Here is a 23,929-nt window from a genome sequence, read left to right on the forward strand (position 1 = left end):
CACGAACTGTTCCTGGGTAACTTCTTTGCCCAGAGCGCGGCGCTGGCTTTTGGGAAAACTCCCGACGAGGTGCGCGCGGAAGGCACGCCGGAAGAGTTGGTGGCGCACCGGACTTTCCCGGGCGACCGCCCCTCGACTTCCATCATGGCCCCGGCCCTCACCCCGAAAGTACTGGGCGAGCTTATCGCCCTGTACGAGATGATTACGCTGGTCGAAGGCGCAATCTGGGGCATTGATTCTTTCGACCAGTGGGGCGTGGAGCTGGGCAAGGCGATGGCCATCAATCTGGGGCCCGCCATCAGCGGAGACGCCGATGCCTTGGCGCAGGCGGACGCTTCGACCCGGGGACTGCTGGAATACTATTTCGCCCACAAGTAAGCGGGTGAAATTCTGCGTTTTTTCAAGGGGCTCGGTTTACCCTCATCGTGGCTTTTTGCGCTAAAGTAATGAATGCTGACGCTCAGAGTGGAAGCGTTTAACACGATACAAAGGAGTTAAATCAATGGCTAAAAGTCCTGTAAATGTTACCGTCACCGGTGCTGCTGGCAATATCGGATACGCGCTGGTATTCCGCATCGCCTCCGGCGAAATGCTCGGCCCGGATCAGCCGGTTCGTATCAAAATGTTGGAAATCACCCCGGCTCTGAAGGCTGCCGAGGGCACCGCCATGGAACTGAATGACTGCGCTTTCCCTCTGTTGGATGGTATCGACATCACCGACGACCCGAACGTGGCGTTCTCAGGCTGCAACTTCGGCCTGTTGGTCGGTTCAATGCCGCGTAAGCAGGGCATGGAACGCGCGGATTTGATCAGCGCCAACGGCGGTATTTTTGGTCCGCAAGGCAAGGCCATCAACGACAACGCCGCTGATGACGTGCGTATCTTGGTGGTGGGCAACCCGGCGAACACCAACGCGGTTATTGCTGCTGCATCCGCCCCGGATGTTCCCGCCTCGCGTTTCAACGCCATGATGCGTTTGGATCACAACCGCGCTCTGAGCCAGCTGGCTGAAAAGCTCAACGTGCCGGTGTCCACCATCAAAAAGATGATTGTGTGGGGCAACCACTCTGCTGACCAGTACCCGGACATCTCTTTCTGCGAGGTAGACGGCAAGCCAGCGTGCGGCCTAGTCGATGAGGCTTGGCTGGACGATTACTTCGTTCCGACCGTGGCCAAGCGTGGTGCGGCCATTATTGAGGCTCGCGGCAAGTCCTCCGCCGCTTCAGCGGCTGCCGCGGCTATCGACCACATGCATTCCTGGGCTTGTGGCACTCCCGCGGGCGACTGGGTCACCGCCGCTATTCCTTCGACCGGCCAGTACGGTGTTCCCGAGGGTCTTTCCTACGGCTTCCCCGTGACTTCCGACGGCAAGGAATGGAAGGTTGTGGAAGGTCTCGAGCTTTCGGACAAGACCAAGGCAAAGATTAAGTTCAATGCGGACAAGGCTTCTGAGGAAATCGACACCGTGAAGTCCTTGGGCATTATGTAAATCGCCGCCAAGATTTCTCAGTTTGGGAGCCAGATTCTGGCTCCCAAACTGGTTTAAACCCTAGTTTTGGGTTTCGTTTACAGCATCGCGAAACTTTGGGGTCCCAGCTTTAGCGTGGTTCCCACCACCTGGGCCGAGCCGATACTAAAACGCACCGAGCGCGCTTGTGCCAAATCATATTCGGCGGGAGCGTGCGCCGGATTGACCGCCACAATCAGGCTTTGCGCGGCATTTTCGCGTTTGAAAACAAATAAACGCCCTTCCGGCTCGGCGCTGAGGACGGTGAAAGCGCCGTCAGCCGCCAAAGCCGGGAGTTCCCGTTTGTATTCCAACACGCGCGCCACCGTGTGCCACAAAGAATCCGGTTGGGCGCGCTGGACCGCCACGGTGGGAGCATCCGCGCTGGTGTCGACCGGCAGATAGAGATTCGCTGTTGCAGCCGTGGAAAATCCCAGGTTATCAGTGCTATCCCACTGCATCGGGGTGCGGGCGCCGGTACGCACGTAACCGCCCTCCTTGGTGGGCAGCAGCTGGTGGCGCAGGCCAATCTCATCTCCGTAATAGATAAACGGAACTCCCGGCAAGGTCAGTATCGTCGCCCACGCCAAACTGAGTTCACGTTCGGTCAGTCGGGGCGCCACCCGCCAAGTGTCGTGATTGCAGGTGATGAGGCTGAAAAAGGCCCCGGTTTTCTCGGCGGCGCGCAGTTGCGGCTCGTATTGCTCCAGGAATCCGCAGATGCTGGTGGGAGCGTCCGTGTTGAAGTAGCTCAGGTCGTTTTCCCGCGCATACGGAGTGTTCGTGTTACGCAGCAAGATGTTGTAGCCGTTCGGGTGATTGTCCCACCGCCAATCCAGGTAAAAGTCCATGTCAAACCCGGCTAGTGCCGACTCGCTGGGGACGCCCCACTCGGCTACAAACGCGGCTTCGGGGAACTCGGGACGAATCTGGTCAAACATATAATGCCAGGTCTTGATGGTGTACGGCTTGCCTTCATCATCGTGTTTCACCAGGGAGTTTGCCATGTCTACCCGGAATCCGTCGGCACCGGCAGAGAGCCAAAAGCGCATGACATCGACCATCGCGTCACAGGTTTTCCGGGCAGAGGTACCTAAAGCTGGGTCTTGCCAGGGATATTTCGGGTGGGCCCAACCGTAGTTCAAGGCCGGCTGGCATTTGAAGAAGTTGAGGATATAGGTTCCGTCGCGTTCCGTTTCCCCGCCAATAAAGGGGTAGCCGTCGCCCCCGGCAATCCAAGAGTCGGTCCACACGTAGCGGTCCGAAAACTCGTTCGGTTCGGGGCGTGAGCTGGACTGGAACCAGGCGTGTTCTTCAGAAGTGTGGCCGGGCACCAGGTCCAACAGCACGTGAATTCCCAGGGCATGTGCCTGGTCAAACAGTTTTACCAAGTCCTCGTTGGTGCCGTAGCGAGGGGCCACTAACTTGTAGTCGCGTACGTCGTATCCCGCGTCCTTGAAAGGCGAATCAAACAGGGGATTGAGCCACAGCGCATCGACCCCCAACTCTTTGAGATAGTCCAGCCGGGAAATAATGCCCGGAATGTCCCCGATGCCGTCCCCGTTGGAGTCCTGAAAACTCTGGGGATAAATTTCATAGAAAACCGCGTTATTCAGCCACTTTGGACGGGGGTATGGGGCGTTCACAGTGATCCTTTCTCAGAGGTTCGCTATCGAGAGGTCGCAAGGACCTCAGAACATCTTACAGAAGGCTCGGGGGTGTTTGCCCCCGAATCCGTCACGGAAAAACCGGTGTAAACGCCTTGTGAGCCCTCTCGCTTTGTGACAGGGCAATGGGCTACAAAATTTAGGACTTTAATCCCCCTTCCCTGCAAGAAAGAAAATGCTAGCATCTAAAATTAATGTTTGTTCCGACAAAACGGTCGGTTTTTCCGCCGCTTTGCGGAACTTCCTGAGCTGGGGAGAAATCCTCCTCGCCTGTCGAAAGGAAAATTAATGTCCATGACGTTTAAGAAAGCCTTTGGTCTGATAGCCGCCTCGGCGGTGGCCCTGTCCATGAGCGCCTGCGGTGGCGCTGGCGGGAATAGCGCCGGCGGACAGTCCGAGGATGTGTCGCTGTCTGTGTGGGCTCCTCAAGAGGACCAAGCGGACGGTAACAGCTGGCTGGCTAAGATGGAGGAATCCTTCGCGAAGGCTCATCCCGAATACAAGATTACCTGGAAGAACGACGTGGTCTCTGAGGGCGACGCCAAGACTAAGGTAGAGACCGATCCGGCCGCTGCCGCTGATGTTTACATGTTTGCCAACGACCAGCTGGGCGGCTTGCTCGATGCCGAGGCTATCGGCGAGCTGGGCGAGAACGAAGCCAAGCAGGTCAAGGAACAGAACGAACCGTCCATGGTGGACTCGGTCACCGGTACCGATGGCAAGATTTACGGTGTTCCCTTTACATCTAACACCTGGTTCATGTACTACAACTCAAAGAAGTTCTCGGCTGATGACGCGAAGTCTTTAGACGCGATGCTCGCTAAAGGCAAGGTGTCTTTCCCGCTCGACAACTCCTGGTACATTCAATCCTTCTACACCAAGGGCGCAGGCCTGACGTTCTTTGGTGACAAAGGCAACGATGCTACGAAGGGCATCACTTTTGCCGATGGCGATGCTGCCGCTACCGCGGTAACGAAGTACCTGGTCGGCTTAGCCAATAACCCGAACTTTATGGATGACGCGGAAGGCTCCGGCCTGGGCGCGCTGAAGGCCGGTGACACCGATGTGCTGTTCTCCGGGACTTGGGATGCCGCCAACGTTAAGGAAGCCCTGGGCGATGGATACGCCGCCGCCAAGCTGCCGACCTACAAGCTGGACGGCAAAGACGTTCAGATGGAGGCTTTCGCCGGTTCCAAGGCCGTGGCTTACAACCCGCACGCCAAGAACGCCAAGGCTGCCGCTCAGTTTGCGGCGTTCCTGGGCTCCACCGAAGCCCAAAAGGCTCACTACGAGATGCGCGGCATTGTCCCGACCGACAAGTCCCTGGTCGACTCCGTTACGGACGACGACTTCGCCGCCAAGGCTCAGCTGGAAGTCATCTCTGGGGCTTCCATCCTGCAGCCGACAATCTCCGCGATGGGTTCCTGGTGGGATCCGGCCGAGGCTTTCGGCAAGGGCATTTTGAACAAGGAAATCACGGAGGCCACCGCCGAAGCTCAAACCCAGAAATGGTCTGAGCAACTGGCCAAGATGGTTGGCTAGATAACTACATCTCGAAGCTGTCGGGCCGCTGGTGAGTGGCAATCCCCCCAGCGGCCCCGCAGCCCGACCGCGGGTTTTACCGGCGGCCTTTTCACTGAGAAGGAAACCTGAATGGACGCAACGCAAACGTCAAAACGCGAGGCGAGGCTACGTAAGAAACTCGGGAAAGACTACGTCTCACCCTCGCCCTATAGCCTCAAAGCTGCTTTCCGGGAAGGCGACGCCATTACCAAAGCGTCCGCCGTAATCTTCGGACTGGGCAACCTGACGCACCGCCAAATAGTAAAAGGGGCGCTCTTCCTACTTTTAGAGATAGCGTTCTTTGCCTTCCTGTTCACCAACGGTTTGGGTTTCCTCGCGAAACTTCCCGGACTTGGTGACCAACAGCGAGGCAAGGTGCTGGTCGACGGCTATTGGGAGTACACTGCCGGGGACAACTCGGTCATCATCCTGCTCTACGGTGTGGCCACGATACTCATCATTCTGGCGTTCATCGGTTTGTGGAATCTTTCGGTGCGTTCGGCCTACAAGGCCCAGGTGCTGACCGCGAAACACGGTAGAGCTCCTTCGATACGCGAGGACATTGCGGATTTGCTGGACAAGCGATCCCATATCGGCTTTTTGTTCCTGCCGACTCTAGGCATCCTCACCTTTACCGTACTGCCGCTGCTATTCATGATTTCCATGGCTTTCACCAGCTATGACCACAAACACCTGGTACTTTTCGACTGGGTAGGGTTGAAAAATTTTGCGGCGATTTTTGCCAATTCCTCCGGGGATGTGAACCTGCGAATCTTTAGTTCCGTGCTGATATGGACCCTGGTGTGGGCTATCTTTGCGACCTTCCTCAACTTTTTCTTGGGCATGTTCATGGCCATGCTCATCAACCGGAAAACCACCCGCTTTAAGAATTTTTGGCGGGCGTGCTTCTCAATGTCTATCGCGGTGCCGCAGTTCGTGTCCCTACTGGTCATCAACCTAATGCTGCAGCCGCAAGGCGCTATCAACCGGTTGCTGATGGACTGGGGATGGATTGACCAAGCCTTGCCCTTCTTTACGGATGCCACTTGGGCTCGCGTCACCGTCATCGTGGTGAACCTCTGGGTCGGTATTCCTTTCACGATTATGCAGGTTACGGGCATTTTACAAAACATTCCTGCCGACCAGTACGAAGCAGCCAAGATTGACGGGGCTAACTCTTGGGTGATTTTCCGCAACATCACCATGCCCTACATCATCTTCGTGCTCACTCCCTATCTGATTACGACTTTCACAGCCAACGTCAATAACTTCAACGTTATTTACCTGCTGTCCCGCGGAGCGCCCGTACCGGTGGGAGATTCCGCCGGCAAGACCGACCTTTTGATTACCTGGCTGTACAAACTTACGGTAGACAAAAACGACTACAACCTCGGTGCGGTCATCGGTATCATGACCTTCATCGTGCTGGCGGTGGTGTCGCTCATTACCTACCGGAGATCCGGTTCCTTCAAGAATGAGGAGGCCTTCCGATGAACACATCCGCTACCAACACAACAGTTGAGGCCACCCCTCGTGCCGAATCCAAAACGTCCATCATGGGCAGTCTCAGTAAGCGCCGCATGGTCGGGGACATCGTGGTCCACGCGTTCCTTGCTATCATGGCGGTCATCTGGCTGCTGCCGATTGTGTGGGTCGTTGCCGAATCTTTCAACAAGGATCCCGCCCCCTACACCAAGACGTTCTTTCCCCGCGAGTTTTCGCTGGATAACTACATCAAGATTTTCACCGATCGTTCCGTCATGGACTTCCCCCGGATGTACCTGAACACCTTCATCATCGCCTGCTTCACCTGCGTGATTTCCGTGTTCTTCGTGCTGATGGTGGCTTACGTCATGAGCCGGATGCGGTTCCGTTTGCGCCGCACCTTCATGAGCGTGGTGCTGATTTTGGGTATGTTCCCCAGCATCATGGCTGTTTCCGCCATCTACTTCATATTAAAGGCGGTGGGTCTGACCGGCGGCGGCATGACGATTCTCGCTTTGATTCTGGTGTATTCCGCCGGTTCCGGCGCGGGCTTCTATGTTATGAAAGGGTACATGGATACCATCCCGAACTCTCTGGACGAGGCCGCGATTCTGGACGGCTGCACCCGTTCCCAGGTGTTTTGGAAGATTATCCTGCCCATCTGTAAACCCATGATCGTCTACCAGGCCATCGTGAGTTTCTTGGGGCCGTGGCTGGACTTCGTGATGGCGAAAGTCATCGCCCGCACCCAGTCGGACTACACCGTGGCTTTGGGCTTGTGGTTGATGCTGGAAAAGGAATACATCCACACCTGGTTCGCGCGTTTCGCGGCGGGGGCTGTGCTGGTGTCGGTACCAATTGCCATTCTGTTCATCGTTATGCAGCGTTTCTACCAGGAGTCCATGTCCGGTTCGGTGAAGGGCTAGATGGCGTCGTCTAACAACAGTGTGCCTGAAACCGGACCGGAGCGGATGCGTGGTCTGAGCAATCTTCGCCTCAAGGTCATCGCCGGTATCTTCCTGTCTCTCCAAGTGGCGTCCACCACGGTGGTTCCGTACTTTTTCGGAACTGATTTGAAAAATAACTTCGGAGCGCTCACCGCGGCGGTGCTCAGCGAAGTCGTTTCGTGGTGTGCGGTGCCGATTTATGCGTGGCTCCTCGCGGAAGGGTTCACTTGGACTGCTAACCGCTGGCGCTACCTGCTCCGCCTGGTCATTTTGGCTCTGGTCTGCGAAGTTCCCTACGACCTGGTGACTTTCAACCGGCCAGTGGACTGGGCTTCGCAGAATCCGGTGTTCGGCCTCGCCCTGGCGTTGCTGGTGTTGATTCTCATCGACTACATTCGCAAACGGTGGTCGGGCGCACCAGCGTGGATGGGTGCGGTGGCGCTGTCCGTTGCCGGAATACTCTGGGCACTGCTGCTGCACTTGGGAACCCGTCAAGGTGTCATCAACATCGGATGTTTGCTGATTGGTTTCACGCTGATTTTTTCCCTGCTGAGGCTACGGGAAAACACCATGATGATGACAGCCGGGTTGCTGGGTGCCGTGAGCCTGGTGACTCCAGCTATCGGAGTGGCTTTTCTGCACTATCGCAACGAAACCTTGGGGTATCTCAACGCCAATACCCGGTGGTTTTGCTACGCAGTCTATCCGCTGCTCCTGATGCTGGGGACGTCGTGGCGCGCCCTGTTGCTTTAGGCAGGTGCGGACAGCTGAGCAACACAGCCTGCGGGAAACCATAGGATTGACAAAATATTTACAAAATACCCTAGTCGTGTGAGGTCCTGAAGGTAAAAACGTAATGTTGCGGCCATTTTCCATCGAGACCTGACGGAATATATGAGAGAATGTTATTTGTCCCTGACGGGTAAAGATGCCATCGGGGAACAACGACAATGAAGTTAACTGATTGGAGTTTCAATGCGAAAGCTCATTGCGGCTGCGGGCGCTCTGGCCCTCGGTCTAACTATGACGGCCTGCTCTCAGGCCTCTGACGCTGGTAAAGACGGCGGCGACGCCGCTGGCAGCGCCTCTCAAGTGGGTGTCGTGACCTGGTGGGAGCAAGGCTCTGAGAAAGAGGGTTTTGACGCCTTAAAGAAAGTCTTTGCGGAGCAGCACCCGGATGTGGAACTGATTAAGCAGTCCGAATCCGGTGGTGGCGGCACCAACGCAAAGCAGAAGCTGGCTGCGGACTTGGCGGCAAAGAACCCGCCAGACACCTATCAGGCTCACGCTGGCGCCGAGCTTTCCTCGGATATTGCCGCGGGATACCTTGAGGACGTTTCTGGCCTGTACGACGAGTTCAAGCTGCGCGATGCCTTCCCGGCTGACCTAGTTGACCTCCTGACCGTGGATGGCAAGATTTACTCCGTCCCCTCTAACATTCACCGCGCTAACGTAGTGTGGGCTAATGTTGAGGTCATGCAAAAGGCCGGTTTGGATCCCAAGGCTCCGCCGAAAGATATCAAGGGCTGGATTGCTGACATGGAGAAGCTCAAGGCTGCCGGGGTACAGTACCCGATTACCGTAGGCGCCACTTGGACCCAGCTGCAATTGCTGGAAACCGTCCTGCTTGCTGACTTGGGCGCCGATGCCTACAACGGCTTGATGAATGGCAAGACTGATTGGAGCGGTCCGGAAGTCAAGGCTGCTTTGGATGACTACGCCAAGATTTTGACCTACGCCGATCCGTCCCTGCTCTCTGAGGACTGGGAACCTGCCATGAAACCTGTCATCGAAGGCAAGTCTGCCTACAACGTGATGGGCGACTGGGCGCCTCCGGCTTGGGAGAACGCCAAGAAGGTATGGGATAAGGACTACGTGACTTTCCCGGTTCCGGGCACCGATGGCGTGTTCGACTTCCTGGCTGACTCCTTCACCCTGCCGGTGGGCGCGAAGCACCCCGATGGCACGAAGGCTTGGTTGAACACCATTTCCTCCAAGGAAGGCCAGATTGCTTTCAACGTGGCTAAGGGCTCTATTCCGGCTCGTTCCGACCTGACCGCCGATGAACTGTCGAAGTTCTCGGATTACCAGCGTTCCGCAATGGATTCGTTCGGTAAGGACACCATCGTTTCTTCTATCGCTCACGGTGCGGCTCTGCCTCTGGCGGCCACCGAAAAGATGAAGAGCGCTCTGGGCAAGTTCAACTCCAGCAAGGACGTTGCGGCTCTCCAAAGTGAGCTGGCTGCAGCGGCTGCTGCGAAGTAGCCCTCAAACAGGCAAGTCTTTACGCCGGCGGGTTTTTCAAAATGGCAAAAACCCGCCGGCGTAAGGCTGAACTGGGGCGCATCAACCGACCTTGTGCAGTCGGCAGAGGTGAGCGGAGAACCTGGTGCACACCGATGCGAAACCCAACAATCTCAACCACATCGACCATAATTTAGGGGACAAAAATGTCAGGCAACGCCGCCGTCAAGGCACCTGAAAAGGCTAGGGCACCGATGAAGCGTAAACGAGCACGCAGTTCGAACGGCATTAAGCAGTGGGGACCCGGACTGTTACTGGTGTCGCCATCAATCATCCTCGTGGCTATTTTTGTATACGGTTTGCTGGGGTCTAACTTGTTCACGTCCCTGCAAGACAATCACTCCGCGCCGCAAGTTTCGGGGGTGGAACCGGTTAAATTTGTGGGGTTTGCAAACTTCGCGGCGTTGTTCGGGGACAAGGATTTTCAACACTCCTTGATTAACCTGTTGATGTTCACGGTAATGTTCCTGGTGGGTACGCTGTTCTTTGGGTTCGTCTGGGCGTGGCTGTTGGATAAACCCATTAAAGGCGAAGGGATTTTCCGTTCCGTATTCCTGTTCCCGATGGCGGTATCGTTCATCGCCTCCGGTGTGGTGTGGCGCTGGATGCTGAACTCCGCTCAAAATGAGAACGCCTCCGGTTTGAACCGTTTGCTCCAGATGATTGGCCTGGGCGGGCTGCAAAACGACTGGATTTCCAACCCCTCTTTCGGGGTGCTAGCGGTGGGGATTCCCGCCGTGTGGCAGCTCTCGGGCTACGTGATGGCCCTGTTCCTGGCGGGATTCCGCGGGGTTCCCGATGACTTGCGGGAGGCCGGGCGCGTAGACGGCGCTAACGAATGGCAGCTGTACCGCTACATCATCTTTCCGCAGCTCGCGCCCGTGGCGCTCAGCGCGGTCATCATCATCGGGCATATGTCGCTGAAGTCTTTCGACTTGATTATGGCGGTGGCGGACCAGACGTTCTATCAGACCAAGGTTCCGGCCATCGATATGTATAACTTCATGACGGTTTCGGATTACTCGAACGCGGCCGCGGTCGGCACGGTTCTGTTGGTGATTGTGGCGCTGCTGGTGGTGCCCTACTTGATTCACGATGCGAAGGAGGCCAACCGATGAGTTCCGCCGCTGCAATCGACGCGGGTGCTGCCGCGATTACGACAAAAAAGGTCAACGCCAACGGTTCGGTAGGAAAGAAACGGGGCGGAGTCAGCGTCGGCAAAGTCTTTCGCTACGTGCTCTTGATTTTCTCCCTCGCCATGGTCCTCATGCCGGTCTACGTGCTGTTGATTACGTCTTTCAAGGGCGCGGGGGAGGCCGACCCGTCCCGGACTTGGTATCTGCCTGCTGAATGGAACACCGATAACTGGGCTCGAGCCTGGGATCAGCTGCAGGGCGGGCTGTTGCGCTCCCTGATGCTGGTGATTCCGTCCTCGATTATTTCGGCCATGCTCGGTTCCGCTAACGGTTTCGTCCTGTCGCGCTGGCGGTTCCCCGGAGCGAACGTGGTGTTCACCCTGATTTTGTTCGGCATGTTCATCCCTTACCAGGCCGTCATGATTCCGATGATGCGCATGGTGGTGGCCTCCCAGATTGGTTTCGGGATTCACACCCTGATTTTGATGCACATCATCTATGGCATCCCCATTACGACCCTAATTTTCCGTAACTATTACGAGAGCGTGCCCAGGGACCTCATCGAGGCCGCGCGTATCGACGGGGCGGGAATGTTGCGCACGTACTTTAATGTGGTGTTACCGATTTCTATTCCGTCTTTCGTGGTAGTGCTGATTTGGCAGTTTACTTCCGCGTGGAACGACTTCCTGTTTGCCCTGTTCTTTGGCGGCGGTTCCCAGCGCGGTCCGGTGACCCTGTCCCTGAACGAGCTGGCGCACGGCTCTATCATGGCTGACTATGGCGGTTCCATGGCGGGCGCCCTGATTGCCTCCGTCCCGACGCTTCTGGTCTACATCGCGTTGGGCAAGTACTTCGTCGGCGGCATGATGGCCGGCTCCGTGAAGGGGTAATCTAGGCCGTTTGCAGTGGTCGTGGCGCTAAGTCGAAGGAGCGAAATTTTCGTGCTACGAGCCGAGATTTGCTGCAAAAGCGCATCATTAGGCTGCGGTTGCTAAGTAAAGTTGGATGTATACGGATAAACGGGAGGAACTTGTGTCACCAACAGACGAGCGCTCTAACTTGCATCGCACGATTTGGCGGGTCGCCAACGACCTGCGCGGCAGTGTGGACGGCTGGGATTTCAAAGCCTACGTGTTGGGAATGCTGTTCTATCGTTTCATCTCCGAGCACATCATCGCTTTTGTGGAACAAGTCCAAGCTGAGGCTGGCAGCCCGGACTTTGACTATTCCCTGCTGCCAGACGACGAGGCTGAGGTTCAGAGCAAATACCTGGTAAACACCCTTGGCTTCTTTATCCGCCCCTCAGATTTGTTTTCTAACGTGCGCGAACACGCTCCGCACGACCAGAATCTCAATGAAACGCTGGCGCGGGTGTTTCAAAACATCGAAGCCTCGGCGGTGGGCACCAGCTCCGAGGACGACATGAAGGGACTGTTTGCTGATATCGACACGAACAGCGCGAAACTCGGCAACACGATTGCCCAGCGTAACGAGAAACTCACGAAGCTGCTCGACGCCATCGGCGACTTGGAACTGGGCGGCTACCGAGACACGAACATCGACACCTTCGGCGATGCCTACGAGTATCTGATGACCATGTATGCCTCTTCGGCGGGAAAATCCGGCGGTGAGTTCTCTACCCCCCAGTGCGTCGCCGAGTTGATTGCCCGCATCACGGTGTTGGGCAAGAATCGCGTAAATCGGGTTTACGACCCGGCTTGCGGTTCGGGTTCGCTGCTGTTGAAGTTCGCGAAAATCCTGGGTCTGGAAAATGTGGAAGAGGGTTTCTTTGGTCAGGAGATCAACCTCACCACCTATAACCTGTGCCGCATCAATATGTTCTTGCACGGAGTGAACTTTTCCAAGTTCGACATTGCGCTGGGGGACACCTTGACTGACCCGGCGCACTGGGACTTCGAGCCATTTCAGGCCATCGTTTCCAAACGTTGGATAGCGCGAGTGATACAAACTAACGATGTGCGCGATTGTGTGCTCGCCGCGTGAAACGGCGCGGTAACGCGGGGAACGCCGACCGTTCGGCTTCAGCAGGTCGCGACGCGGGTGTCAGCGTGGCTGCGTGCGCGGGGCGATTGTGGAACCACGACGGAATGCTGACCGGGTTTTGCACCCACCTTGCGAGTGAGGCGTGGAGCCGTCAAAAGGTATCGGGGCGCGTCAAAATGTCTACAGCGACTACTGTTCGGAAGTGCCTGGAGCCCATACGCTAATAGGAATGAATGGGTTTTCTCGAAGCCTTCGCGTCAGGGTTTTGTCGTTGACGATTATGGCGACTGATGCTCTTGCTCTTGTGATGCCAACGTAGAAGAGGCAAGCGCTCTTGTCTGCCAAAGGCGTGCCGTCTGCAATCAGTTTGAGAATGGGATTGGTCGGAACGATGATCACCCGTTCGTAGGTGAGTCCCTTGACCGTTCCGATGTTTTTGAATTCCAAATCAGTAAGGTGCTTGCCGGATGCTTTACTGCTGCGCAGAGGCATCGGATGATAGTTTTCTAGATAGGTTGCGAGGTGTCGTTCATGGACGAGAAAGACACCGTCGTGTCCAGTTACCGTCTGGTTTTGGGAGTTCGTTGGAGCGAATCCCAGTTCAGTGGGAAAAATACGGTCTGAGAAGTCAGCAATTCTCTGGTTTGATCGCCAGGTTTCACATAGCTCTGCGATTTCAAGGAGGCCCGCCGATTCGTGTTTCCGGTACCAGTTGATGAGTCCAAGACGATCCGCGTTTCGGTTTTTCGATGACGTCTGATCGCTATCAAGCAGGGATTGCCTGACATCGCCGACCAAGAACAGGTGCGGTGTCGCTTGGCTCAAGAGTCGCTCAATGATGTCGAGGCTTTTTCGACTGATGTCTTGGACTTCGTCGATGATTATTTCGTCGTAGATGCGGCCTAGCCGTTTTTCAACTGCACCCTGCGAAGCTTCGGCGACCTTGACTGCAAGCTCGGGCAATGTTTCTTTGTATATCGAACCATTCGAGGAAAAATAGCGCCAGCTCCCTCTTAATTTGAAGTGGTCCTTGGGGTGCATGGCACGGTCAAAAATGAATCCTGTAGGGCGTACATGCGGGAATAGGACGGGAAGGTATGGTCGGACGTAGTGTCTGATCATGAATGCATACCAACCCATGACGTCTGGCATTTGAGACTTGCTGCACGCGCCGGAGAGTCGCGAAATGAGCTCTGCTTGCCCGGAGTCAGTGAGTGTAATGACCAGTCGTTTCTTTTTATCCGCCGTGTTAGCGCATCTTTGGACGATACGCTCTGTTTTCCCTGCTCCAGCACAAGCGTGAACGAAGTTATGGATCACGATAATCCGCTGGTCCTGCTCACGACGCTGTTAAGCGAGTTTATTGCATCTGCGATGTATTTGGGAGGATTGAGCTTTACCGGTGAAGTCGCAATTTTGAGCGCCGTAGCCGTCTTGTGTGTCGACATCCAATCCAAAAGGTCTGTCTCGTTGTCTATCCCGAGAACTGTTCGAATCGTATCTTCACTATTCGCCGACTGAATCTGATACTCGAGTGTCCTCCCTAAGTTGGGGTCGCCAACGAAGAGTTCACGTTCGTTGGGTTTTGTGAACTCCTTTATCTTGTCCTGCCAGTGTTCGGGGGTCTTGCCATCGTTGTCGCGTAGCGCTACGAGTTGCCGATTCAGCACTGAAGCTAGTTCGAATCCTCGACGGAACGAGACTCCACCGATTGATATGACATCCACTCCGTAGTCGAGGGGCTCAGCTCCGTATTTATCGAGAAAGAATCTGTTGAAAACGATTTCGTCGGACGGCCCTTCAACCAGCACGGCCTTTTTCGCCAGGACAAGTCGTAACGTGTCGAATCCAGAAAGTTTCTTGAAGTACTCTGACGTGTCATCGCTCAGTTCTTGGAACGCGTGCGCAGTGCCCTCGTGTAGGAGAACCAGCTGGTCTAGGCCAAGGCGGTTGAGGACGTAAGAGCTGTGAGTGGTAACGAGGACCTGTCGGCCCTCACGCAGTGCTGAAATGTAAGAAAGCAGCTCGCGCAAGCTTGTATGGCTGAGGTGGTTCTCTGGTTCTTCAACCAGTAGGTAGGCGGAAGACTCAGACGACCTTCCCATCGCAAGAACCGTTTTCGCTATCGCCTGCGTCCCCTTTCCAGACTGAGAAAATGGAACCTTGTCAATCGCAGGTACCAAAGTGTTTGCCCATGATGATGAGCGCGACTGATCAACTTGAATACCAAGCTTCAACTGGCGAAACACGGAAAAGTCCGTGCCCAATGCTCCGTCAAGCACCGTTAACAAACCATCACCCAAAGAAGCCCTCATCTTACGGTGCTCAACTGAGACGTGGTTACGCACCTTAGGATCAAGGCGTTCTTCGACGATCTGGCGAGTGTAGTAGTCCATACCTCGATCTGAGCGAATCGTACGTGTGTCGATAACAGCAACTCCGAGTTCTTTGGGTCGTCGATAGACAACTTGGTCGGCAAAATCTCGCCAATCCAGGCGGTAGTACTCAACTGGGAGGATATGGGGACAATTATCCTCTCGGAAATATTGCTCGATCTCTTCCGAATAATCGGGGTCGGGATATGCGTGAACAGAAAGACCGACGCTATCCTCCTTTAGCATATTGTGAATGCCCCGCATCTTCTGGGATTCCCCGTCTGGAACCTCAAGATGTATATCGATACGAAACTCCGGAATCGCAGGAAGTGGAGCTCCAGCCTTCGTATTCGAGAGTGCATTGAAGAAAGCATCGACAAGTTCCATGTTGAACCAGTAGGGGTTAAGCGCCTCGCTTGCGGTCACCCCTTCGAACTTTCCAGTGAGCGCCATTGTGATCGCTTCGAGAAGAGTGGATTTACCCGCTTCATTTGCGCCCACAATGATGTTCATCTCGTGGTGGGGGTTGAGAACTAGCTCTTTGAACTTTCGGTAGCCGCGAATATGGACTTTCGTGATCACGAAGCCACCACCTGTTTGATAAGCGTGACGATGTCGTCGTGTTTGAGTTGGGGCATGAAGCGGACGGTGATGTTGTCACCGCTGATTGATTCGAAGAACTTGCATGCTGCCTTGATACGTAGCTGCTCGGTTTCTCGCAAGTCTGCCTTCGTGTCGACGTCTTTGGTTTCGACGATGAAGTTCAGTGAGAGCTTCCCGTCGCTGCCTTGGAGGACGTACATGAAGTCGGGGCTGGTTGTACCGCCGAAGTACACGGGCACCCGGATGGAGCGGCGCGGGATCTTGCCGTAGACGACGACCTCGTCGAGGACAGAGTCGCGGATCGTGACCCGTTCCTTGGGTGAGTCGTAGACGAACGCGTCGTAGAGGAACTTCTCGGGCACGTCAGCATCAGTGTCGCGGTAGATGCCGATGTTGCCTTGGACGATGTTCTTCAACGGTTTGCCGTTCGTGCCTGTCAGTGCGGTGGCTCCGAGCGGGCCGTCGATGCGGGCGTATGAGAACCGGCTCTTGAACTCCTGCTGCATCCAGGTTTGGAACTCGGCGACGAACTTGCCGAGGGTGGCCTTGTTGAAGAACCCGTCGGGCAGTTTCTGCTTCGCGTTGCGGCGCACTAGGCCCGTATGGATCGCTTTGATCGGCAGATAGGTTTGCAGGTATGCCTGCTTGAGCCAATCCCCATAGGCCAGCCGATCATCGATATCAAATGTTGACTTGGTGGCCGTCTTGGTGGTCAGGCTCCCGTCGTCTGCTTTGGTGATGGTTTCCTCAGCGAAGCGCCCCACCTGCGGGGTGTAGATGTCCTGGTCGAGGATGTGATCGATACAGGTTGCGATCTCGTCGGCGGTGAGGTCGTCGAGACGCAGATAGTACTTGGCGTTGACCGCCTCCCACAGCTGCTTGAGTTCGGCGTACCGTTTGGGGCGGATACCGATCTTGGCTTTGCGAGCGTCGGTGACAACCTTGTCGGGCTTAACCTTGCCCACATTGAACTGCGGGTAACGCTCCAACAGTTCTTGTTCCTTGCCTTCGACGACGTTCTTGTCCGTGTCGACCAGTCCGGCTTGAAGCAGCTCGATAAACAAATCGGTCTCGGTTTTGCCGAGTTCCTTGGCGACGGCTGGTAGGAGTTCCTTCACCGACGGTGCTGTTGCTGCCGCGTCGGAGTTGATCTCGGTGATCAGCGACTGCGCGAACGATTCCTCGGTGTAGTCGATTAGGTAGGTCAGGTAGAACTGTTCATGCGACAACCGGCTACCGCTGACGTCCACGGGCAGACGCAGACCACGCCCGACCTCTTGCAGTTTGGAAATATCCGACCCGGAGGAGCGAAGTTTGACGATCTGGAACACGTTCGGGTTGTCCCAGCCCTCACGTAGTGTCCACTTGGAGAAAATGAACCGCATCGTGTTCGGTGTGCCGTCCGGGTTCGTGAACGAGAGTAGGGACTGCTTGTCGCGCAGGATCTGGTCGACCTCAGCCTGGATTGCCTCATCACTCGAGGAGTTGTCGGCTGAGAAGTAGCCGCCGTTCGTGGCCGCCACGTCGGCTGCTGAGGCGCGCAGATAGTCGACGTAGTCGCGTTCGGCCTGGGAGGTGCCTTCCTTGTGCTTGTCGATCTCTTTGGTGAGTTGTTGGTGCAACAGTTCGTGGAAACGGGTGCGTAGATGGCCCGGGCCGTCTACGCCACGGTAGGAGGCGATCGAGTCGATGAAAAACAGGGTCAGCGTCTTCACCTTTGTCGCCCGCTGGTAGTTGACCCACTCGGTTTCGAAGTGGTTCTCCAGCGCACGTTTCATCATCAGACTCTGGTAGGTCTCGGTGTAGACGCGGCTGACGATCGTGTCCCCGGTGCCAAGAATCTGGTCGTTCGACAAGGTCACACCCGACTTGATCTCCGGCACCCTGGTCTTGCCAACCTCGGCCACCGTGATGCCCGCAAAGTCCCCGTCAGCCTGCCCCAGCGAGTCACCAATGTGCAGCGTGGTTTTCTTGTGCGTATCGAGATTCTCAAACGTTGCTGTCTTCGGTCTACTCCGCGACATGCTCGTCAACCGCAGCCTGGTCGACTCACTCGCCTCGTCCAGCGGGTACTGGATAGAGACGCCTTTGACGAGCTGCTCGTTGAAAGCCTCCACCGAGCCGAGGTTGAACACCAGATTGTTGTAGTCCGTCACCCCGGACTTTTCTCTCTTCGGGAACGTCGCCCCGAACCGGATAATCGCCTGAGGACGCAGCTGTTCGAGGACAGTCTTGTAGGTCTTGTTCTCGCGGCGGAACCGGTGCGGCTCGTCAATGATCACGATCGGGCGGGTCTGGCGCAGCGCCTCATACGGCTGGCTCGACATGCCCATCACAGTCTGGTCATAGGTTGCAGCCATCGTGGCTTTCGACTGCAACATGCCATCAGTCATCAACAACACCGTGATATGGCCTTTCGCGAGCCGAGAGGCCTGCACGAAACTCGCGATCGCCGAGGGGAACATCTTCCTGCCCTTCGACCGCTTCTGCGGGTCAAGCACCTCCAAGTCGAGCTTCAACCGGCTGCCATACTCGTCATCGAAATAGCGTCGGGCATACTCCGAGGTGATAAACGACCTGGTGCCTTCCTTAATCGGGGTCGACGGCACCAAAAGAATGAACTTGTGGAACCCGTAGAGCCGGTTAAACTCGTACATCATCTGGGTGTAGACCAGCGTTTTGCCGGTTCCGGTCTCCATCTTCACGTCCACACCCAACACACCATCATCGGTGCGGGTGCGCCACGGGCGAGGAATCGCCTCCACACCCTCAACCAAACCCGCCTGAAGATCGGCAATGTTGTCGGTGATCTGCCGGTCGGCAACATCGAACACTGGGTTCGCTTCCATCGCAGACGAATCATCCAATACCACGTCCGCGAACACATGGGTCAACGCAGTCAGTGCGCGTTGCTGGTGTTCAAGAGTTTGAAGTCTGATCTGCATGGGTCAGAACCTCTCGATCACGGTGACTGTCTTGCCGGACTTCAACACGGCCAGATTCTTCTTCAACTCGTGCATCACCGAGAACTCGACCGAATAGCCGAACACCACCACACGGGAAACCGTCAGCTCACCGTTTTCGAGAATGCGAACCATTGCCACCACGTCATCACTGGTCAGCCCGGTGTTGATGATGTAGGCGGAATCGCCGCACACATCCAGCTCATACCCGGCCAGCTTCACCCTCTCAGGTGTTGCGGTCAGGCCGTGGCCATCCTTCACCAGCCACGTCGCCAACACCGTGTCATGTCCAGGAGTCTCATCCAGATCGAACTTCGACACATAATCCCCAGCAAACAACGCATCCGCCTGCTCGGGATCAAACGCTTCCAGCTGATCCAACACCTGCCCCGACGGCTCCTCCAACCGGTACAACCGGAAGCCATAGTCAATGTCCGCGCCCGTCTCGTCCTTGATCTTCGCCGCCGCACGCTTAATACGCTCACGACCAATCTCATCAATCGTGCGGTAACCAGCATCGTATGCGGGCTTTCCCCGCTCGATCTTCTCGGGCAACTGCACCATAACGTATTTTCTATTACCGCCGTCCTCGGCGTTGAGTTGAAGAATAGCATCGGCAGTTGTTGCAGAACCGGAGAAGAAGTCAAGAATCACACTATCTCTTTGTGTGACAAATCGAATTATCCTTTTGAGAAGATTCGTAGACTTCGGATTGTCGAAGACTCGCGCGCCCATCAACTTAGTAAGTTGAGCAGTGTTCCCACGGTTATCCTCGTAGTAGACGCTAGACAAAGTATCTTCAACCGTCTCGAGCCTCTTTTTGATCTTGGGAACCGTGGTTTCATCTGATCCCCACTCGACATCCCCCCTCTCTGCGGCTGCAAGAAATGTTTCCTCTGGCCAGCGATAGCCATTCTGAGGTTTCGCACAGACCCGTTGAGTTTCGGGATGGAGGATATCGAATCGGTACCCTCCGGGCTTCGTGTTCGACGAGTTTCCAGGGTAGTAGACACCGTTATCGTCCACCCTGTCATAGTGCTTTACCCCGGCGAGAAGGTTTCCCTGCGCTTTAATCCAACTGCGCAAACCTTTCTGTATTTCATCCAGAGAGCTACCGAACTTTGCTTTTAACGATTCGTATTGCTTGAGTATGAGATTCGACTTATAGCTGGGTGCGACCCAAGCCTCTTGAACGACCCTATTGCGGGCGTAGCATGAAACGTATTCGTGCTCAGCGGCTATTTGTGATTTGTTGTTATCTGTTGCTGTCTTCCAGACAATTTGCCCAATCTGGTTTTGTTCACCGAATACCTCGTCGCAGAGGAGCTTGAGATTTGATTGTTCGTTGTCATCGATGCTGATGAAGATGACGCCGTCGTCTGAGAGGAGTTCCTTGGCGAGTTGGAGCCGGGGGTACATGAAGGTGAGCCAGGCGGAGTGTGAGGACTTGCCTTGCAGGTCGAGCACTCGCTGGGCTTCGTCTTCGGACAGGCCGATCTTGTCGACGAGTTGTTTGGGTGTGAAGCCGAAGTCGTCGTTGTAGACGAACCCGTCAGAGCCGGTGTTATAAGGCGGATCGATGTAGATGCACTTGACCTGGCCGGTGTATGAACCGAGCAGATGTTTGAGGGCGTCGAGGTTGTCGCCGACGATGTAGAGATTTTCGGAGTCCTTGTTTTCTGGTTCGCTGTTGTGTTCCAGGTCGGGCACGACCACGGTCTCTGTCTTGGTTGACGTGAGGTACTTGGCGTAGGACTTGCCGAGGAACTTCAGCTCGTAGCCTTCTTTGGCGAGGTTCACGTCGCCTGAGCGGAGGGTCTCCTTGAACCGGTCGATCATGAATGCGTCGTTGCTGTCGAAATACTCGGGCAGCGCGGCACGTAGCCGCTCAAGCTCGAAATCGTTTGGCTGGACGGTTTCGTTGTGCTGATGGGCGTCGCGGATCATAGGACGACCTCCTCTTCGTTCGGGACGACTTCGCAAATATCGGCGATGTCGCAGTCGAGTGCTTCACAGATGCGGGCAAGAACGTCGGTGGTGACGTTGCCTCCGCGTCCGAGTTTCGCGATGGTTGATGCACTTAGCACAGTTAGCTTGGCTAGGTCGGTTTTATTCATACCTTTATCAATCAGGAGTTTCCATAGCGGGTTGTAGGACATACGTAGGTTATTCGGCATGTGGGGACTCCGTTTCTTCGTTGGCTGGGGTGCTAATGATATCGGTATCTGTAAGGCCAACAAGGAAGCCATAGCGACCTTCGTTGATCTTCTTAGTGAAAAGGACTTTCATTTGGCTAGCTCTTCGTACACGCGGCGATTGCGTTCCATGATTTGCTTCGAAGCTGCCAAGACTTCGGAGTCGGTAGCTTCTTGGGGCATGTCCAGTTGGTTGAACTCAATGATGACGTAACGCGGCTCGTTATTCTTCATAATGACGGCGCTCCCGTTTTGGTCAACCAGTCTGGCGACCTTGGAAAAGTTTTGATTCGCTTCTGAAATTGGCACCAAAGTGGCGGTATCAACGTTCATTTTTCCTCCTCAACATCTCAATTATGCAATAAATTCTAGGATTAATAAATGGTGCAAAGCTGAAATGAGACAAAAATTTCGGGGCAGAGCTAATGCTCCGCCCCGAAACCCTGTTCTCGCAACTGGGCTAGATTTGAGTGAAATTGGTTTCACTAGGCTCTTTTACCCAGGCAATTAATCCTTTCGGTAGTAATCCTTCATCATGGTGTACTTCATCACGGTACCGATGAGCGCACCCAGGCGACCCAAACCGAGACGAGCCGCGTGAAGGTCGATGAGCTCGACGAGGTTTCCATCCGGGTCACGGAAGAAGGCCCAGTCGGCGCCTCCCGCGGAAATCGGCTCATTCATGAACTCCACGCCTTCGCGGCGCAGGCGGTTCACCCAGCCACGCACGTTCGACACGTGGAAGGCGATGTGGGAGTATCCGGGCCGGTTCCAGGTCTCGCGTTCCTCCGACACCACGGGCGGATCGAACTCGAACACTTCCAGGATGTTACCGGAACGGGAACACATGAATCCCAGACGAACCCGCTTGATGCCCTCCACGTGGTACAACCGCTCGACAGGCTTCAAATCCTCGCCGGTGATTTCCAGGTAGTTCATCAGCTTCAGACCGAACACCCGGTCGTACCACTGGACGGCCCGCTCGAAGTTCGCCACGGTCACGCCCACATGGCCCAGACCCCAGTTGATACCGGCGCTAGACATCTTGTTGCGGCATTCCCGCTGCTTGCGTTCCAGGAACTCTTCCTTGCCCAGCTTTTTCAGCTCTAGGGCGTTATCGACAGCCATCTTGGCGCCGTAGCCCAGCGCCGCGAGCACGCCGAGCTTGGTCGCTTTCCGGCAGGTTGCCTTCATGAAACGCCGCTTGCAACTAACTGTTTTGGCTGCTTTACTTCGCATAGTCACCCACCGCCATCATCAGTGCACCGAGTTCGGCACCGTATTCGGGCGAACCTTCCATTGACATACGTCCCGATGCTTGCGCATCCAGAAGGTCATCTGTCTGCAGCAAGGTTCCCAAAGCGGAGGTCACCGAGTCGAAACGCATCGTAAAGAACGCGGCACTGCGCGTGTATTCCCCACGGAATGCCTTTGACTTCCCGGCTTTGATGCGAATATACGCACCGAGCTCGGGATGCCCGTCCACAGCGTACGCATAGACGCGGTCCGGCGACGGATCCGTCCACGCGTGCACAGCGGGATGCCCGGCCTTATTCAGCTGGCTCATTCCGGTGGTGAGCAGGTAGAACATACACTTCGTCAGCAGTTTCCGGTCGTCCTCGGTCTTGGGCGCTTCCGTCGCTCCCAGCAAGCTGGACATGGCCAGCAGGGACTTCACGGTTGCAACCAAAAGCCCGGGATTGCCCAGCCCTCCGCGAATCTTGGGCAGGTTCACCTTGCCTTTAAAGAAGTCGTTGAACTTCTCGGGGGAGGGGAACTCGATTTCCACATTCGGCAGCGGGTGAGCGCCCAGCTTCGGCGTGACGTTCGCACCGTGAATAATCAGGTGCGTGGCGTAACGCTCCGGGCGTCCGTCTATCGACGTGCCCGCCGGGGTCAGACAAGAAATCTGAACCACGCCATCCTTGCCCTTGAAGGCGGCCGCCAAATCCGGCTTTTCGGCGATAATCGGCTTCAACAGCGGAATAACCGCGTTGAGGAACACCACGTTGGCGTAGCGAACTTCGTCGTCGATATTGGGATTGGGGCCCATCGGGAACGGCTTGGCTTTCGATTTCTTTTCACAAGATTCCCCGCACGCCTTATCGGGCTTAGTTGCCTTAGGCGGGGCGGAGCTTTGTTTCGTTTCTTTAGTCATTGCGCGCTACCTTAGAACTCGTCTTCCCAGTCGTCGTCCTCCTCGAAGTCCATGTGCATGACTTCACGAGCGGCGGCCACACAGCCGTTTTCGTCCCAGCCGTAGTGGGAGTACAGGTCCTCAGGCTGGCCGATAACCGAGAATTCGTCGGGGATGCCGAGCTTCTTTAACACGAAGCCCTTGCGGGTGGTAGCGCCGACATCGGCCACTGCGGTCCCCAGGCCGTTGATGATGTTGTGGTCCTCAACGGTGATGATACGCCGAGTTTCGGTAATCGCCTTGGCGATGGCCTCCTCATCAATCGGTTTCAAGGTGTGGATGTCCAGCACGCGCACGCTCAGACCGTCCTCTTTGGCGAGGATATCGGCAGCCTGCAAGGCACGCCACACGCCGGAGCCGGTCGCGATGAACGTGAGGTCCGTACCTTCGCGCAAAGTGTTGGCCTTGCCGAATTCGAAGGTCGGAATCTCGTCACGGTAGACAATCTGGTCAAAACCGCGGTTCAGACGCAGATATACCGGTCCAACATGGTCGTAGGCAGCCTGTACACAGTAGGCGGCCTCCAGACCGTCAGCCGGACACATGACCACCAGGTTTGCAAAACTACGCAGAATCGCGATGTCTTCGGTGACGTGGTGAGTGGTACCGGCAGCCCCGAAGGACAACCCTGAGTGGGTGCCGATAATCTTCACATTGAGATTCTGGTAGCAGATGTCGGTGCGGATTTGTTCGCAAGCACGCAGAGCCGCGAACGCCCCGAACGTGGAGACGAACGGCATCAGCCCCGCTTTTGCCAGCCCGGCGGAGATACCGAACATATTCTGTTCCGCGATACCCACGTTATAGAACCGCTCGGGGAACTCTTTGGCAAACACGGAAATCTTGGTAGATTTCGCCAGATCAGCCGAAAGCCCCACGATGGTGGGATCCTGCTTGCCTAGTTGCACCAGAGTCTGACCGTATACCTCCGCGGTGGTCAGATTAACCGCGTCAATCGAAGTGTAAGTTAATCCTCCAGCCAT

The 23,929-nt window shown here is 55.7% G+C and carries 18 protein-coding genes and 2 pseudogenes; 10 read left to right on the top strand and 10 right to left on the bottom strand.

Going from position 1 to position 23,929, the window contains the following annotated elements:
* Positions 1–378 (top strand): annotated as a pseudogene (locus RDL66_RS05775) (glucose-6-phosphate isomerase); the annotation flags it as partial.
* Between the two features lie 124 nt (positions 379–502).
* Positions 503–1,489, top strand: a complete 987-nt coding sequence (locus tag RDL66_RS05780; RefSeq protein WP_296182730.1) for a malate dehydrogenase — start codon at positions 503–505, stop codon at positions 1,487–1,489.
* Between the two features lie 77 nt (positions 1,490–1,566).
* On the opposite strand, the gene RDL66_RS05785 is transcribed toward RDL66_RS05780, so the two are convergent.
* The gene (locus RDL66_RS05785) at positions 1,567–3,153 is read right to left on the bottom strand and encodes an alpha-amylase family glycosyl hydrolase (protein ID WP_308535825.1); all 1,587 of its coding nucleotides are present in this window, start codon (positions 3,151–3,153) and stop codon (positions 1,567–1,569) included.
* A gap of 309 nt (positions 3,154–3,462) precedes the next feature.
* Between RDL66_RS05785 and RDL66_RS05790 the strand changes: the two genes are divergently transcribed.
* The 8 genes and pseudogenes from RDL66_RS05790 to RDL66_RS05825 form a co-directional block, all read left to right on the top strand.
* Positions 3,463–4,716 carry an extracellular solute-binding protein gene (locus RDL66_RS05790; protein WP_297722356.1) on the top strand — a complete coding sequence of 418 codons (1,254 nt, stop codon included), beginning with the start codon at positions 3,463–3,465 and terminating at the stop codon, positions 4,714–4,716.
* 111 nt (positions 4,717–4,827) lie between these two features.
* Positions 4,828–6,231, top strand: a complete 1,404-nt coding sequence (locus RDL66_RS05795) for a sugar ABC transporter permease (protein WP_308535826.1) — start codon at positions 4,828–4,830, stop codon at positions 6,229–6,231.
* Positions 6,228–7,148, top strand: a complete 921-nt coding sequence (locus RDL66_RS05800) for a sugar ABC transporter permease (RefSeq protein ID WP_308535827.1) — start codon at positions 6,228–6,230, stop codon at positions 7,146–7,148. The genes RDL66_RS05795 and RDL66_RS05800 overlap by 4 nt, the downstream gene beginning before the upstream one ends.
* A complete protein-coding gene (locus tag RDL66_RS05805; protein ID WP_308535828.1) occupies positions 7,149–7,922 on the top strand; it encodes a TraX family protein in 774 nt (257 codons plus the stop codon). It abuts the gene before it with no gap.
* A 222-nt stretch (positions 7,923–8,144) separates the two neighbouring features.
* On the top strand, positions 8,145–9,434 hold the full coding sequence (locus tag RDL66_RS05810) for an extracellular solute-binding protein (RefSeq protein ID WP_308535829.1): 1,290 nt from the start codon (positions 8,145–8,147) through the stop codon (positions 9,432–9,434).
* 185 nt (positions 9,435–9,619) lie between these two features.
* A complete protein-coding gene (locus RDL66_RS05815; RefSeq protein ID WP_308535830.1) occupies positions 9,620–10,591 on the top strand; it encodes a sugar ABC transporter permease in 972 nt (323 codons plus the stop codon).
* Entirely contained in the window at positions 10,588–11,499 is a 912-nt protein-coding gene (locus RDL66_RS05820; protein WP_308535831.1) for a carbohydrate ABC transporter permease, read from the top strand. The genes RDL66_RS05815 and RDL66_RS05820 overlap by 4 nt, the downstream gene beginning before the upstream one ends.
* Before the next feature lie 142 nt (positions 11,500–11,641).
* A pseudogene (locus tag RDL66_RS05825) lies at positions 11,642–12,568 on the top strand (type I restriction-modification system subunit M); the annotation flags it as partial.
* 234 nt (positions 12,569–12,802) lie between these two features.
* On the opposite strand, the gene RDL66_RS05830 reads toward RDL66_RS05825, so the two are convergent.
* The 9 genes from RDL66_RS05830 to RDL66_RS05870 all read right to left on the bottom strand — a co-directional run bounded on the left by RDL66_RS05830 (position 12,803) and on the right by RDL66_RS05870 (position 23,929).
* The gene (locus RDL66_RS05830) at positions 12,803–13,933 is read right to left on the bottom strand and encodes a UvrD-helicase domain-containing protein (RefSeq protein ID WP_308535832.1); all 1,131 of its coding nucleotides are present in this window, start codon (positions 13,931–13,933) and stop codon (positions 12,803–12,805) included.
* Positions 13,930–15,570 carry an AAA family ATPase gene (locus RDL66_RS05835; RefSeq protein ID WP_308535833.1) on the bottom strand — a complete coding sequence of 547 codons (1,641 nt, stop codon included), beginning with the start codon at positions 15,568–15,570 and terminating at the stop codon, positions 13,930–13,932. Before RDL66_RS05835 ends, RDL66_RS05830 begins: the two co-directional genes overlap by 4 nt.
* Complete coding sequence (locus RDL66_RS05840) at positions 15,567–18,536, bottom strand: type III restriction-modification system endonuclease (RefSeq protein ID WP_308535834.1); 2,970 nt, start codon at positions 18,534–18,536, stop codon at positions 15,567–15,569. Before RDL66_RS05840 ends, RDL66_RS05835 begins: the two co-directional genes overlap by 4 nt.
* A 3-nt stretch (positions 18,537–18,539) precedes the next feature.
* Positions 18,540–20,501 (bottom strand): DNA methyltransferase, encoded by a 1,962-nt coding sequence (locus tag RDL66_RS05845; RefSeq protein ID WP_308535835.1) that lies wholly within the window; start codon positions 20,499–20,501, stop codon positions 18,540–18,542.
* The gene (locus RDL66_RS05850; RefSeq protein WP_308535836.1) at positions 20,498–20,731 is read right to left on the bottom strand and encodes a helix-turn-helix transcriptional regulator; all 234 of its coding nucleotides are present in this window, start codon (positions 20,729–20,731) and stop codon (positions 20,498–20,500) included. Before RDL66_RS05850 ends, RDL66_RS05845 begins: the two co-directional genes overlap by 4 nt.
* 108 nt (positions 20,732–20,839) lie before the next feature.
* Positions 20,840–21,082, bottom strand: a complete 243-nt coding sequence (locus RDL66_RS05855) for a type II toxin-antitoxin system Phd/YefM family antitoxin (protein ID WP_308535837.1) — start codon at positions 21,080–21,082, stop codon at positions 20,840–20,842.
* Between the two features lie 174 nt (positions 21,083–21,256).
* The gene (locus RDL66_RS05860; RefSeq protein ID WP_308535838.1) at positions 21,257–21,943 is read right to left on the bottom strand and encodes a VOC family protein; all 687 of its coding nucleotides are present in this window, start codon (positions 21,941–21,943) and stop codon (positions 21,257–21,259) included.
* A gap of 34 nt (positions 21,944–21,977) precedes the next feature.
* Positions 21,978–22,907, bottom strand: a complete 930-nt coding sequence (locus tag RDL66_RS05865) for a hypothetical protein (RefSeq protein WP_308535839.1) — start codon at positions 22,905–22,907, stop codon at positions 21,978–21,980.
* Between the two features lie 11 nt (positions 22,908–22,918).
* Complete coding sequence (locus RDL66_RS05870) at positions 22,919–23,929, bottom strand: transketolase family protein (RefSeq protein ID WP_297346259.1); 1,011 nt, start codon at positions 23,927–23,929, stop codon at positions 22,919–22,921.

The sequence above is a fragment of the uncultured Mobiluncus sp. genome (genome assembly GCF_902488535.1).
Taxonomy (GTDB): Bacteria; Actinomycetota; Actinomycetes; order Actinomycetales; family Actinomycetaceae; genus Mobiluncus.

Coding starts and splice junctions, on each gene's coding strand:
- RDL66_RS05780 (WP_296182730.1), top strand. CDS start 503: ATGGCTAAAAGTCCTGTAAATGTTACCGTCACCGGTGCTGCTGGCAAT.
- RDL66_RS05790 (WP_297722356.1), top strand. CDS start 3,463: ATGTCCATGACGTTTAAGAAAGCCTTTGGTCTGATAGCCGCCTCGGCG.
- RDL66_RS05795 (WP_308535826.1), top strand. CDS start 4,828: ATGGACGCAACGCAAACGTCAAAACGCGAGGCGAGGCTACGTAAGAAA.
- RDL66_RS05800 (WP_308535827.1), top strand. CDS start 6,228: ATGAACACATCCGCTACCAACACAACAGTTGAGGCCACCCCTCGTGCC.
- RDL66_RS05805 (WP_308535828.1), top strand. CDS start 7,149: ATGGCGTCGTCTAACAACAGTGTGCCTGAAACCGGACCGGAGCGGATG.
- RDL66_RS05810 (WP_308535829.1), top strand. CDS start 8,145: ATGCGAAAGCTCATTGCGGCTGCGGGCGCTCTGGCCCTCGGTCTAACT.
- RDL66_RS05815 (WP_308535830.1), top strand. CDS start 9,620: ATGTCAGGCAACGCCGCCGTCAAGGCACCTGAAAAGGCTAGGGCACCG.
- RDL66_RS05820 (WP_308535831.1), top strand. CDS start 10,588: ATGAGTTCCGCCGCTGCAATCGACGCGGGTGCTGCCGCGATTACGACA.
- RDL66_RS05840 (WP_308535834.1), bottom strand. CDS start 18,536: ATGCAGATCAGACTTCAAACTCTTGAACACCAGCAACGCGCACTGACT.
- RDL66_RS05845 (WP_308535835.1), bottom strand. CDS start 20,501: ATGATCCGCGACGCCCATCAGCACAACGAAACCGTCCAGCCAAACGAT.
- RDL66_RS05850 (WP_308535836.1), bottom strand. CDS start 20,731: ATGCCGAATAACCTACGTATGTCCTACAACCCGCTATGGAAACTCCTG.
- RDL66_RS05855 (WP_308535837.1), bottom strand. CDS start 21,082: ATGAACGTTGATACCGCCACTTTGGTGCCAATTTCAGAAGCGAATCAA.
- RDL66_RS05860 (WP_308535838.1), bottom strand. CDS start 21,943: ATGAAGGCAACCTGCCGGAAAGCGACCAAGCTCGGCGTGCTCGCGGCG.
- RDL66_RS05865 (WP_308535839.1), bottom strand. CDS start 22,907: ATGACTAAAGAAACGAAACAAAGCTCCGCCCCGCCTAAGGCAACTAAG.
- RDL66_RS05870 (WP_297346259.1), bottom strand. CDS start 23,929: ATGGCTGGAGGATTAACTTACACTTCGATTGACGCGGTTAATCTGACC.